This window comes from Microbacterium sp. SS28, from assembly GCF_022761035.1.
Taxonomy (GTDB): Bacteria; Actinomycetota; Actinomycetes; order Actinomycetales; family Microbacteriaceae; genus Microbacterium.
The window spans coordinates 26,349-39,255 of the sequence record NZ_JAKWJP010000008.1; the positions used below are offsets into that span (position 1 = coordinate 26,349).

Genomic DNA, 12,907 nt, shown 5'->3' on the forward strand with positions numbered 1-12,907 from the left:
CAGGATGATCGTCATCCTGCCCGACCGGCCACGCCGGCACCCCAGAGCTCTTCGCCCCGGCACTGATACCATGAAGTTATACGATTAACCGCGCGTGCGACATCCGCCCCGACCAACGAGTACGAAAGCCGACGATGATCTTCGACCTCAGCTTCTCCGACGACCCGGTGACGGTCGTGGACGCGACACCCGGACGCGCATCGATCGTGGTCGACGCGCGGGCGTCGCAGCAGCGTGCCCTTCGCAGACCGCGTCTCGGGCCCACGCCCGGCGAGGCGGCGCTCTACTTGGACGGCTGGTCCACGTGGGTCGAGCATCACGGCCGAGCTTATGACGACATCGAGATCCGGCTCGCGACGTGGTTCGCACCCCGATCGATCGGGCGGGGCGACGCGCGAGGCTTCACCGCCTTGATCGACGCGACCGACGCCGACGAGGGAGTCGCGCTCGGCCACGCGCACACGGGGCACATAGCGGCCGTGGTGGGCGGTGAACTGCATGTGGGGGATGTGCGGCTCACAAGAGACCGATGGCATCACGTGGTGCTGGCGGTGACGGGAGGGGCTGCGCATCTGCTGCTGGACGGTGCGCTCGCGGGGCGGTTCGCGTTGCCGCGCAGGACTGTCTCCATCCCGGCGATCACCCGCATCGGCCGCCTCGGCGAATCGCCCCTCGTGGACGGGCTGTTCGTGCGCGGCGCAGCGAACGGTCTCATCGCTCGGACATCGGCGGAAGTGCTACGCGCGTGGAGCCCGAGTGACGAGACTTCTTCGTCGACGGAGACTCGCGTCATCGGCGCCTCTGCCGATACGGCTCCCGACAGATCCCGCTACGGGGCCGATCCCCATCGCCCCATCGCTCACGTCACCGCTCCCCAAGGCTGGATGAACGAGCCGCATGCTCCCATCGAGATCGACGGGACCTATCACCTCTTCTCCCAGCACAACCCGGCGGGTCCCTACTGGGGCGGCATCGCCTGGGCGCACACCGTGAGCGAGGACTTGGCGCACTGGCGCGACGAACCCCTCGCGCTCGCGCCGGCCGACACGACGGTCGCGCCCGATGGGATCTGGAGTGGCAGTTCAGTCAGCGGGCCCGACGGTGAGCACCTCCTGTACTTCACCGCGGGCGACATGTCGTCCTCGCCTGACCAGACGATCGCGGTCGCCAGGCCGGATGCACAGGGCTGGGCGGCCGATGGCGAACCCGTGCTTCGCATGCCCGATAGCGTCCCCGGCAGGCCTGAACCTCTGGTGGAGGGTCAGTTCAGGGACCCGTTCGTCTGGCGTGAGGGTTCGACGTGGTTCATGCTCGTGGGCGCCGGGCTCGAAGTGGCCGGCGGGACTGCTCTGCTGTTCGAGTCGAGCGACGGCAGGAACTGGCGACAGCTCGAGCCGCTGCTCGTAGGTGACGTCGAGCAGTTCCCCGCTTCCGGGGTGATGTGGGAACTGCCCGTCCTCCTCCCGATCGGCACCGGCGCGGACGGGCGTGACCGGCACGTTCTGCTGGTCGCCCCCTGGTGGGCGGGGCCGAGCGAGCACCACCTTCAGCACGTATGGCACTGGGTCGGCATCTGGAACGCGGCCGACCGGCGATTCATCCCTGACCACGCCGAGCCCCGCGAGTTCGACGGCGGCGGACACCTGACCGGGCCCAGCGGAACCGTCCTGAGTGACGGCCGATCGATCCTCTGGACGATCGCGCAGGACAAGCGAAGCCTCGAGGAGTTCGCCGCCTCGGGCTGGGCTCATAACGCGGGCTGGCCGCTTCACCTGGGTCTGCACAGCGACGGCCGGCTGTCGGTGAAGCCGGTCAGGGAACTGGAGGCGCTCCGCGGCGCGCGGCTGGCTGCGGGCCCGCATGGCGAACTCGCTCGCGGACGCCATCTGGACATCGAGCTCGATGTCGCCGGGGGCGGGTTCGAGCTGGAAGTCCTGCGTGCCGGCGATGGAAGTGAATGCACAGTCGTGGGCGTCGCGGGCCGCGACGTGTGGATCGATCGCAGCCGGAGCAGCGTGGCCGCCGAGCACCGGGAAGGCCGCAGGGGCATCGTCAGGCCGGACACCGACGCGATCCGGGCGCGTGTCGTGGTGGATGGCTCGATGGTCGAGTTCTACGTCGACGACCGCGTCTCGTTGACGTCGCGCGCGTACCCCCTCTCGCCGGACGCCACCGGCGTGCTGCTGCGTCTCGAGGCCGGCTCCCGCCTCGAGCGCCTGAGCATCCACCCGCTCGAATCGGCGTATCCATCAGCGGGTGCGGCACACGATGACCGTGGACGTGAGCGGCCGGCGGCGAAACAGTTGCATCGCTGATTGCCGGGTGTTACAGTCGGTTATACGATTAACACGATCACAAGGCGGTGAGCACGATGGCACGCAAGGCGACGGCGACGATGTGGCAGGTTGCCGAGCTCGCGGGCGTTTCGCAGGCCACCGTCTCTCTCGTCCTCAACAACACCGGCGGAAGCCGGGTCAACGAGGCGACGCGCGAACGTGTGATGGATGCGGTGCGCCAGCTCGGCTATCGCACCAACGCCTTCGCCAGATCTCTGCGCAGCGGCGAGTCGGGGATGATCGGGTTCATCTCGGACGAGGTGGCGAGTTCCCCGTTCGCAGGCCGTCTTCTGAAGGGCGCGCAGCTGCTGGCGTGGGAGACGGGAAACGTGATCCTCAGCGTGGACACCTTCACCGAACCCGATCTCGAGGCGGCCGCGATCGACATGATGCTGTCGTATCGCGTCAAAGGTGTCGTCTACGCGTCGATGTATCACCGGATGCTCGATGTCCCGACGGGGCTCGATGCCGTCCCCACCGTCATCGTCAACGCGCAGGACCGTGCGGGGCGGGTGCCCAGCGTCTTCCCGGACGAAGAGCTCGGCGGCTATTCCGCCACGCGCCAGCTGCTCGAGGCGGGGCACACCCGCATCGCAATGATCAACATCCAGCCTCCTGAAAGCGATCTCCCCGCAGGCATAGGCCGCCTCGCCGGCTACCGGAGGGCACTCGCAGAGGCCGGCATTCCCGACGACCCCCGCCTGCTGCGCAGCGGGAACGGGATCGTCGAGGATGGGCTCGCTCTCACTCTCGACCTCTTCTCGGGAGAGGATCCGCCCACGGCGATCTTCTGCGGAAACGACCGCACGGCCTGGGGTGCGTACCGGGCGTTGGAATCGTTGGGGCTGCGCGTTGCCGAGGACTGCTCGATCGTCGGCTTCGACAACCACGAGATGATCGCGCCGTTCCTCGATCCCGGCCTCACCACCATCGAGCTCCCGTACGAGCAGATGGCCCGCCAAGCTCTGAACTACCTGTTGGGCGATGTGTCCACGGCCCCCAAACAGACCCTCGTGGAATGCTCGCCGATCCTTCGCGGGTCGGTGGCGAATGCAAAGGTGCACGCATGAGAACAACACCCCCCACGCCCGCGGTCGACGTCGCGGACCCTCGAGCTGTCGGATCCGATGCACCGCGTCCGCGACCCAGCAGGGTGCGCTCGCACCTTCGCCGCGCCCTCCATTCCTGGCAGTTATACGTACTACTAGCGCCGGCGGTCGTGTACGTCGTCATCTTCAAGTACTGGCCCATGTACGGCGCCCAGATCGCGTTCCGTGATTACAACCCCGCACTGGGATTCGCCGGCAGCCCCTGGGTCGGGTTCGAGCACTTCGCGCGCTTCCTCAGCTCGTTCCAGTTCGAGCGACTGATCGTGAACACGCTCACGGTCAACTCCCTGGGACTGCTGATCGCCTTCCCGATTCCCATCATCCTGGCGCTGATCGTGAACCAACTGCAGAGCGACCGGTTCAAGAAGTTCACCCAGACAGTCCTCTACTCGCCCTCGTTCATCTCGGTGGTCGTGGTGGTGGGCATGATCTTCCTGCTGTTCTCGCCCCGCTCGGGCATCGTCAACAACGCGATCGTCGCGTTCGGCGGGCAGCCCGTCTTCTTCATGGGGTCACCGGAGTGGTTCCGACCGCTCTACATCGGCTCGGACATCTGGCAGACCGCCGGGTTCTCGATGATCGTCTATCTGGCCGCCCTGACGGCGATCGATCCCGCACTGCATGAGGCCGCGCGCGTCGACGGTGCGAGCAAGTGGCAGCGCATCCGGCACATCGACATCCCGGGCATCATGCCGGTCATCACGATCCTGTTCATCCTCGCGATCGGGAATCTCTTCAACCTCGGGTTCGAGAAGGTCCTGCTGATGCAGACGGACCTCAACCTTCCGACCTCCGAGGTGATCCAGACCTATGTGTACAAGATCGGTCTCCAGCAAGCGCAGTTCAGCTATTCGGCCGCCATCGGCCTGTTCAACTCCCTCATCAATCTCGTCCTGCTGCTGACCTTCAACTGGGTCGCGAAGCGGGCCGGCCAATCGACCCTCTGGTGATGACGCCATGACTCACACGATCCCCGCACCAACGACCGCCGCCCCGTCGGTGTCTGACACGCAGCCGCATCCTCCCCGCCACACCGCCCCCCGCCGACCGCGCAGCAGGTGGCGAGACCGCGCAGCCGACCCTGTCTTCAACTTCTTCGCGATCGGGATGCTGCTGGTGGCGATCCTCGCCATCCTCTACCCCCTCTACTTCATCGTGATCGCCTCGGTCAGCGAGCCCTCCGAGATCCTGAACGGGAACGTCTGGCTCTGGCCGCGCGGGTTCACGCTCGAGGGCTATACGCGGATCTTCTCCGATCCGACGATCCTGCGCGGATTCGGCAACTCCGTGCTCTACACCGTGCTGGGAACCGCCATCAGCGTCTCCGCGATCCTGTGCGCCGCCTACGCGCTGTCCCGCAAGGATCTCTACGGCCGCACGTTCTTCATGCTGCTGTTCATCATCACGATGTTCATCGATGGCGGACTGATCGCCCGCTACCTCGTGGTCCGCGATCTCGGGATGCTCGACACCATCTGGGCGATCGTCCTGCCCGGCGCGATCGGGGTGTGGAACCTCATCATCGCCAGGGCCTTCTTCGAGAACAACGTGCCTGCCGAGCTTCGGGAGGCGGCTCAGCTCGACGGAGCCAACGACTTCCGGTTCTTCCTGCGAATCGTGCTCCCGCTGTCGAAGCCGCTCATCTTCCTGATGATCATGATCCACCTCGTCGCGAACTGGAACGCGTTCTTCGACGCGCTCATCTTCCTCAACGACGAGAGCAAATACCCCCTCCAGCTCGTGCTGCGCAACGTGCTCATCCAGTCGGAGGTGTCCGCCGCGGGCGGCACCGGCGCAATGGATTCCTATGCCGCCGCTCAGCGACTGGGCGAGCTGATCAAGTACGGAATGATCGTCGTCTCCACGATCCCCCTGCTGATCGTCCTCCCCTTCATGCAGAAGCACTTCACCAAGGGCGCCCTCCTGGGTGCCGTGAAGAGCTGACCCCTCCATCCCTTCTCCCGACCCACCAAGACCGACCAACCAACAAGGAAGAACACCATGAGACATCGTCGTTTCCTCACCGCCACAGCGTTCGCCCTGACCGGCGCGGTCCTCCTCGCGGGATGCACCGCCGGAGGGAGCACGGAGACCGAGGACAAGTCCGCCGACTACGGGTTCAACGAAGAAGGACTGCCCATCGTCGACAAGACCCTCACCCTCACGTACGGCGGAACGAAGGCGCCGCTCGCACCGGACTACTCCGAGATGCAGCTGGTCCAGCAATGGCAGGCCGACACCAACATCGCGATCGAGTGGGAGAACCTCCCCGACCAGGTGTACGCCGAGAAGAAGAACCTCATGCTCGCGAGCGGCGACCTCCCGGACGTGCTGTTCAACACGGGGCTGTCGGACGCAGAGATCGTCGAGAACGGGAGCAACGGCACCCTGCTGCCGCTCGAGGATCTGATCGAGGAGTACGCGCCCACTCTCACGGCGATCCTCGACGAGCGGCCCGATATCCGTGCCGCGATCACGGCCTCGGACGGGCACATCTACACGCTGCCCAATGTCGAGGAGCTCGGCATCGTGCAGTACCCGAACTTCCTCTTCATCAACACGGCATGGCTGGACGCGCTCGGCCTGCCCGTCCCCACGACGATCGACGAGTACCGGGACGCGCTCGAGGCGTTCAAGACGCAGGACCCCAACGGGAACGGCGTCGCCGACGAGATCCCGCTCTCGTTCCGCACCGACTCGTTCTGCGCCAACCCGCACGACCTGATCGCGGCGCTCGGCGGACAGCCCGAGAACAACGACCATCGCATCGTCCGTGACGACACCGTCGAGTTCACCGCGAACACCGACGAGTACAAGGCGGGAGTCGCCGCCCTCGGAGACTGGTATGCCGACGGGCTCATCGATCCGGAGTCGTTCTCGCAGGACGACACCGCGTACCTGGCCAAGGGCAAGGCCGGCACCCCGATCCTCGGCTCGTTCTTCTGGTGGGAGCTGAAGGAGATGGTCGGCGACGACCGACTGGGCGACTACGCGCTGCTCGGCATCCTGGACGGCGTCGACGGCGACAAGCTTGCCAGCGTCTCGAACTACCCGGACGTGAACCGCGGTGCGATGGCGATCACCCGCGCGAACGAGTACCCCGCCGCCACGATGCGGTGGGCGGACCGTCTGTTCGACCCGGTGATGTCGGCCCAGTCGAGCTGGGGACCGATCGGCGTCACGCTCGAAGAGAACGCCGACGGGATCCTCGTCCAGATCCCCGTCGGGCCCGGGGAGTCCGAAGGAGAGCGTCGACAGAGTGTGGCCCCCGGTGGGCCGAGGGTCGTGACGGCCGAGGACTTCGAGACGGTGGTCGCGCCTGAACCGCGGGCGAAGGAGCGCCAGGATCTGGTTCGCGAGTACTACGCACCGTACAAGGCCAATGACGGCTACCCGCCGGTGATGCTCTCGAACGAGGAGCTGGACCAGGTGTCGTTCGCGAACACCGACATCAACACGCTCGTCAAGGAGAAGTTCGCATCGTGGGTCGTCAACGGCACGATCGACGGCGAATGGGACGCCTATGTGTCCCAGCTCCAGACGCTGGGCGTCGAGGACGTCATCGCGACCTACCAGCAGGCGTACGACCGGTTCCAGCAAGGCGGCGAGTAACCGCGAACGGGGGCGGGCTCCTCTTCGCCCGCCCCCGTTCGCCGCATCCGCCCATCGATCATCGCCACTCAAAGCAGCCAGGAGCGCTCATGACCACGCCCCCGACCACAACGACGTCCGCCCTTCGTCCCGCCGCGCACTTCACCACCCGCAACACGTGGCTGAACGATCCGAACGGGCTGCTCTACCACGCCGGCACCTACCACCTCTTCTTCCAGACCAACCCGCACGGGACGACGTGGGGGAACATCTCGTGGGGCCACGCGACCTCGACGGACCTCGTCACGTGGATCGAGCAGGATGTCGCCATCCCGTACACGTCGGAGGAGATGGCCTTCTCGGGAAGCGCCGTCGTGGACGCGCACAACACCGCAGGCTTCGCCGGTCCAGGGGAGACGGCGCTCGTCGCCGTCTACACGAGTGCGCGTCCCGGTCGGGCGGGGGAGGCGACATCCCAGTCCCAGTCGCTCGCCTTCAGCGTCGACGAGGGAGCGACGTGGAGCCGCTACGCGGGCAACCCCGTCCTGGACATCGGGTCCGACGAGTTCCGCGACCCGAAGGTGTTCTGGTACGGCGGCGCCGACGGCCACTGGGTGATGGTCGCCGTCGAAGCCGTCGCGCGACGGGTCGTGGTCTACAAGTCCCAGGATCTGATCACCTGGACGTTCGCGTCGGGATTCGGGCCGGCCCACGCCACCGACGGCGTGTGGGAGTGCCCCGACCTCTTCCCCCTCACCGTCGCCGGCACGGATGAATCGCGCTGGGTGCTCGTCGTGAGCATGAACCCGGGAGGAATCGCCGGCGGCTCGGGCACCCAGTACTTCGTCGGCGACTTCGACGGAGCATCCTTCGTCCCGGACCACGTCAGCGACTCGATCGACCCCGTCGAATTCGACTGGCTCGACTACGGCCGGGACTACTACGCCGCCGTCTCCTTCAACAACGTCCCGGACGATCGCCGGCTCATGATCGGCTGGGCGAGCAACTGGGACTACGCGAACGACACGCCCACACATCCGTGGCGCTCGGCGATGTCGCTCGTCCGCGAAGTGAGCCTCGTCCGCTGCGCCGACGGAAGGCTGCGCGTCGCGCAGCGCCCCGTCCTGCCCGAGGATCGAGCCGGCCTGCACGTCTTCGAGCTCTCTCTGCCCGCCGGTCCGCACGACCATCACGCACTCGTGCTGACGGGAGCCGGAGACGATCGGCTCGTGATCACGGTCGACGGTGAGGATCGCAGCATCACGTGCGACCGGACTCGGAGCGGCGACACCGCGTTCCACGGCGACTTCCCCTCCGTGGACTGGGCGCCCCTGCCGGTCGGGCCCGACGGCGCCGTCGATCTGCTCATCGTCGTCGACGCGATGATCGTCGAGATCTATGCCGGCGACGGCCTGGTGACCATGACCGAGCAGGTCTTCCCGAGCGAGCCCCTTACGACATTGCAGGTCGAGACCCGCAGCGCTTGAGATGAGTCACCCAGGATGATGCGGAGTGAGCACCCCGAGCGGGCGGTGCTCACTCCGTGCGCTCAGGGAGTCTCGGTCTCGCGCAGCCCGAGCGCATCGAGCATGTAGGCCATCTGTCCGACGACGTCGAGTGAGCGGTCGTACATCCACTGGATCACGAAGCCGTCGAAGGCGGACGCGATGACGGCGGCCGCCGCAACAGGATCCGCATCAGCGGGGAACTCGCCCCGCGTCTGCATCTCGGTCAGGGCAGCGCTCGCGACCTCGCGGAACGACTCGTAGCGGTAGCGGATGAAGTCGTGGGCGATGTGATCTTCGCTCGTCGCCTCCATCGTGACGCTCAGCATGAGTCGGCTCCGCCCCGTCTCCTCGAGGCTGTCCGAGAGCGCTGCGAGGATGCGGGCGAGCAGCCCTGCGGTGAAGTCCGTGTGCTCGGGATCCACTTCGACGTTCACGATGTCGCTGTGAAACCGGAGGATCTCGAGGAACAGGGCGTCCTTCGATCCGAAGTAGTGCAGCAGTCCGTTCTGGCTCAGGCCGACGGCATCCGCCAGCTCCTTCACCGTCGCGCCGCTGTAGCCGTTCTGCGCGATCACGTCGAGAGCGGTCTCCAGGATCTCGGCGCGCTTCGCGACGCCCTTCGCGTACGGACCTCGAGCTGCCATAACCGCATGATATGCGGTTTCTGCTTGACGCGCACGAATCCCGCATGTCATGCTCTTTTCAGTTCGAGCGTGAGCGACCCCGAAGCCGACCGTCGAACTGCCCAGTCATCACCGAAGATGGGAGCCCTCCATGGCGGAGACCACGGCCACCGCGCCGAAGCAGAAGGGGAACGTGTTCCTCGACCCGATCGATCCCGGCACGTCGCCGATCCTGATCAAGGGGCCGCTCTCACGGCGCTACCTGACCTGGTACACGATGGTGACCCTCGCGATCACGGCCGTGTGGGGCGCGTCGAGCATCCTGCTCGCCAACCACGTGCAGATCCTCGAGTTCGGGCAGTGGTTCACGGGCAACGACGCGGGAGTCGACCTGCAGGCCCTGACGCTCCTCAAGCAGCAGATCGACGCCGGCGCGGCGACCGCCACCCCCGAGCAGGCGCGCCAGCTCGAGATCCTCGCCGGCTTCGACGCCTCGCGCGCCCAGTCGCTGTCGATCATCGCGTCGATCGGCGTGATCCTCACGATGTTCATCCAGCCGCTCGTCGGCCTCGCGTCCGACCGCACCCGCAGCCGGATGGGTCGTCGTGCCCCATGGATCCTCTTCGGGACGCTCGCCGGCGCCGTGCTCCTCGCGGGCCTGCGATTCGCGCCGACCGTCGCCGCGCTCGCCCTCATCTGGATGCTCGCGCAGGCCGTCCTCAACACCGCGTCGGGACCGCTCGTCGCGACAGTCGCGGACCGCATGCCCGAGAACCGGCGCGGCACTGCCTCCGCTCTCGGCGGCTTCGGCAACTTCTTCGGCGGCGTCCTCGGCGGCGTGACGGCAGGCTTCCTGTTCGGCGCCGTCGGCCTGGACTTCTACTTCCTCATCGCCGCCGCCGTGGCCCTCGCCGGGGTGCTGTTCGTCATCTTCGCCCGCGACGCTTCGTCGAAAGACCTCGAAGTCCCCGAGTTCAACTGGAAGGAGTTCTTCGTCGGCTTCACTGTCGCCCTCCGCTCGCGCAACTTCCGGTTCGTGTGGTTCGCACGCATCCTGCTGACCTTCGGCTACGCGGTCTCGACGGCGCTCAGCCTGTACATGATGCAGAGCTACGTCCAGCCGGCGCTGAGCTCTGCCGAGGCGACGCAGACGGCGGGGCTGCTGGCGCTCGTCGGCGTGCCGTTCATGATCATCGCGGTCCTGGTCGCGGGCAGGCTCTCGGACAAGCTGCAGAAGCGTCGCTCGTTCGTCGTCTTCTCGTCGGCGCTCATGGCGCTGTCGATGCTCATCCCGATCATCTCGCCGACGCTTCCCGCCCTGTTCCTCCAGGCGATCATCGGCGGCATCGCGTTCGGCGCCTATCTTCCCGTCGACCAGGCGCTGTTCATCGATGTGCTCCCCGACCAGAAGGCCGCCGGCCGCGACCTCGGCGTTGCAGCCCTCGGCTCGAACCTCGGTCAGGCGCTCGGCCCGGCGCTCGCCGGCGCCGTCGTCGCGCTCACCGGCGCCTACCTCGGAGTGTGGATCGCGGCCTTCGTGCTCGTCGCGCTCGCGGCCGTCGCCGTCATCCCGCTGAAGGGCGTCAAGTGAGCACCCCGCCGACCGCGGCGATGATCGCCGTCACCGGCGGCACCCACCAGCACACGGCGCCCACGCCGCGACTCATCACGACGGAGGCCCTCCGATGACCACCCCGCTCACGACCGATCTGCTCGACACCGCCTGGATCCTCGACGTCCCGGACTTCGGCACCCCCTACGTCGACATCGACGAGACCCGCGGGACACCCGTCCCGCACCGCTACGTGCACGGCGGATTCGCGGGCACCGACACGCGGTTCTCGTTCTACTTCCCGGCCCCGGAGGCCTACGAGGGTCGCTTCTTCCAGCACGTGACGCCCGTGCCGCAGAGCGAGCACCTCGCGCAGCACGCGACGGGCGAAGAGGACAAGATCACCTTCACGCTCGCGAGCGGGGCCTACTTCGTCGAGACGAACGGTGGGGGACCGGATGCCGCGAACCCCTTCTCGGGCATCGACCCGACGATCGGCGCCTACCGTGCCAATGCCGCCGCCGCGCAGTTCTCGCGCCTGGTCGCATCGGCGATCTTCGGCGAGCACCGACCCTTCGGCTACCTGTACGGCGGCAGCGGCGGCGGGTTCCGCACGATCGGATCCGCCGAGAACACGACGGGGGCCTGGGACGGCTACGTGCCCTACGTCATCGGCAGTCCCATGGCGATGCCCAACGTGTTCAGCGTGCGGATGCACGCCCAGCGCGTGCTGCGCGACGTCTTCCCGGCGATCGCCGACGCGTACGACGTCGGCGGCGACCCCGCGTCGCTGCAGCTGACCGACGAGCAGCGTGCCGCGTTCGACGAGGTCACCCGCATGGGATTCCCGCCGCGCTCGTGGTTCGGCTGGCAGACGATGGGCATGCACGGGTTCAGTGCGCTGTACCCCGGGGTGCTCGCGGCAGATCCGACCTTCGCGCAGGACTTCTGGTCGGTTCCCGGCTACCTCGGCGCCGACCCGTCCTCGTCGGTCCACGCCGACCGCGTCGTGCACTCCACGACGGTGGCGGAGCTCGGATCGCGCGATGCGCACGCGGGTGAGAACACCGGTGGAGTGGACGAGTCCTACCAGCACGCGGCGGGGACGGATGCCGCTCCCGCGGGCCTGCGCCTCGCGCTCGCTCCGACCGGCTGGATGCTGGGCGCCGAGCTGCGCATCACGAGCGGCGCGGCATCCGGTCAGACCCTCCGCGTCGAGTCCGTCGACGGCGACCTCGTCACCCTCGAGCCCGGGCAGTCGCACGTCGTGGAGGCGCTCGCGGCGGGCGATGCCGTCGTGCTCGACAACTCGAGCTTCCTCGCGGCGCAGACCTACCATCGCCACCAGGTGCCGGGAGCGGACTACCCCGTGTGGGACCAGTTCCGTGACGAGGACGGCGCCCCGACGCATCCGCAGCGCCCGATGATCCTCGGGCCGCTGTTCACCGCGAACGCCTCCGGTTCCGTGCCGACCGGCGGCGTGGAGGACAAGATGATCATCGTCGCCTCGCTCCTCGACCGGGAGGCCTTCCCGTGGCAGGCCGACTGGTACCGCCGCCGCGTCGACGAGCACGCCGGCGGCGACGCCTCCGACCGTCTGCGCCTGTGGTTCATGGACAATGCGACGCACGGCGACGACGAGACGCAGCAGAACCAGACGCACACCGTCCCCTACGTGGGCGCGCTGCACACGGCGCTGCGGCAGCTCGCGGCGTGGGTCGAGGACGGCGTCGAGCCCGCGGCATCCACGGCCTACATCGTCGAGGACGGACAGGTCTCGATCCCGGAGTCCGTCGCCGAACGCGCGGGCGTGCAGCCGATCGTGCGGATCACGGCGAACGGGGCAGGCTCGGCCCGTGTGCGGGTCGGCGAGACGGTCGCCGTCGAGATCGCCGTCGACGCACCGGAGCGCGGCCTGCCGGTCGTCGGGATCGCGACCGATCTCGAGGGCAGCGGCCTGCTGAGCGAGATCGTCAGCGTCGCGCCCGCGAGCGATCTCGTCCTGACCGAGCGCACGTCGTTCGACCGAGCCGGCACGTACTTCCTCGCCGCGCGGGCGACGACGCAGGCGATTCGAGATGCCGGCACCGCTGCGGGTCGCGTGCACAACATCGCGCGGGCGCGCGTCGTCGTGACCGACTGACACCTATGCCTCGGCGGGTGCCGTTCGGCGCCCGCCGAGGGCCCG

Annotated in this window: 9 protein-coding genes; 8 read left to right on the forward strand and 1 reads right to left on the reverse strand. The window is 67.5% G+C overall.

Features of this window, described 5'->3' with window-relative positions; genetic code table 11:
* Positions 1 to 134: 134 nt before the first annotated feature.
* From MJ607_RS18790 to MJ607_RS18815, 6 genes are all read left to right on the forward strand, one after another.
* The gene (locus MJ607_RS18790; protein ID WP_243077165.1) at positions 135 to 2,315 is read left to right on the forward strand and encodes a GH32 C-terminal domain-containing protein; all 2,181 of its coding nucleotides are present in this window, start codon (positions 135 to 137) and stop codon (positions 2,313 to 2,315) included.
* 56 nt (positions 2,316 to 2,371) lie between these two features.
* A complete protein-coding gene (locus MJ607_RS18795; protein WP_243077166.1) occupies positions 2,372 to 3,406 on the forward strand; it encodes a LacI family DNA-binding transcriptional regulator in 1,035 nt (344 codons plus the stop codon).
* A 149-nt stretch (positions 3,407 to 3,555) separates the two neighbouring features.
* Entirely contained in the window at positions 3,556 to 4,395 is an 840-nt protein-coding gene (locus MJ607_RS18800; protein WP_243077167.1) for a sugar ABC transporter permease, read from the forward strand.
* A 7-nt stretch (positions 4,396 to 4,402) separates the two neighbouring features.
* Positions 4,403 to 5,389, forward strand: a complete 987-nt coding sequence (locus MJ607_RS18805; protein WP_243077168.1) for a carbohydrate ABC transporter permease — start codon at positions 4,403 to 4,405, stop codon at positions 5,387 to 5,389.
* A 57-nt stretch (positions 5,390 to 5,446) separates the two neighbouring features.
* Positions 5,447 to 7,057, forward strand: coding sequence for an ABC transporter substrate-binding protein (locus tag MJ607_RS18810; RefSeq protein ID WP_243077169.1), 1,611 nt, complete (start codon positions 5,447 to 5,449; stop codon positions 7,055 to 7,057).
* Between the two features lie 89 nt (positions 7,058 to 7,146).
* Complete coding sequence (locus MJ607_RS18815; RefSeq protein WP_243077170.1) at positions 7,147 to 8,523, forward strand: glycoside hydrolase family 32 protein; 1,377 nt, start codon at positions 7,147 to 7,149, stop codon at positions 8,521 to 8,523.
* A 62-nt stretch (positions 8,524 to 8,585) separates the two neighbouring features.
* Here MJ607_RS18815 and MJ607_RS18820 read toward each other — a convergent pair whose 3' ends face one another.
* Positions 8,586 to 9,188 (reverse strand): TetR/AcrR family transcriptional regulator, encoded by a 603-nt coding sequence (locus tag MJ607_RS18820; protein WP_243077171.1) that lies wholly within the window; start codon positions 9,186 to 9,188, stop codon positions 8,586 to 8,588.
* A 130-nt stretch (positions 9,189 to 9,318) separates the two neighbouring features.
* Between MJ607_RS18820 and MJ607_RS18825 the strand changes: the two genes are divergently transcribed.
* Positions 9,319 to 10,758, forward strand: a complete 1,440-nt coding sequence (locus tag MJ607_RS18825) for an MFS transporter (protein WP_243077172.1) — start codon at positions 9,319 to 9,321, stop codon at positions 10,756 to 10,758.
* A gap of 94 nt (positions 10,759 to 10,852) precedes the next feature.
* Positions 10,853 to 12,862 carry a hypothetical protein gene (locus tag MJ607_RS18830; protein WP_243077173.1) on the forward strand — a complete coding sequence of 670 codons (2,010 nt, stop codon included), beginning with the start codon at positions 10,853 to 10,855 and terminating at the stop codon, positions 12,860 to 12,862.
* Positions 12,863 to 12,907: the final 45 nt, after the last annotated feature.

Bases quoted from the DNA above. Each gene is read 5' to 3' on its own strand.
- MJ607_RS18790 (WP_243077165.1), top strand. From the start codon at position 135: ATGATCTTCGACCTCAGCTTCTCCGACGACCCGGTGACGGTCGTGGAC.
- MJ607_RS18795 (WP_243077166.1), top strand. From the start codon at position 2,372: ATGGCACGCAAGGCGACGGCGACGATGTGGCAGGTTGCCGAGCTCGCG.
- MJ607_RS18805 (WP_243077168.1), top strand. From the start codon at position 4,403: ATGACTCACACGATCCCCGCACCAACGACCGCCGCCCCGTCGGTGTCT.
- MJ607_RS18810 (WP_243077169.1), top strand. From the start codon at position 5,447: ATGAGACATCGTCGTTTCCTCACCGCCACAGCGTTCGCCCTGACCGGC.
- MJ607_RS18815 (WP_243077170.1), top strand. From the start codon at position 7,147: ATGACCACGCCCCCGACCACAACGACGTCCGCCCTTCGTCCCGCCGCG.
- MJ607_RS18820 (WP_243077171.1), bottom strand. From the start codon at position 9,188: ATGGCAGCTCGAGGTCCGTACGCGAAGGGCGTCGCGAAGCGCGCCGAG.
- MJ607_RS18825 (WP_243077172.1), top strand. From the start codon at position 9,319: ATGGCGGAGACCACGGCCACCGCGCCGAAGCAGAAGGGGAACGTGTTC.
- MJ607_RS18830 (WP_243077173.1), top strand. From the start codon at position 10,853: ATGACCACCCCGCTCACGACCGATCTGCTCGACACCGCCTGGATCCTC.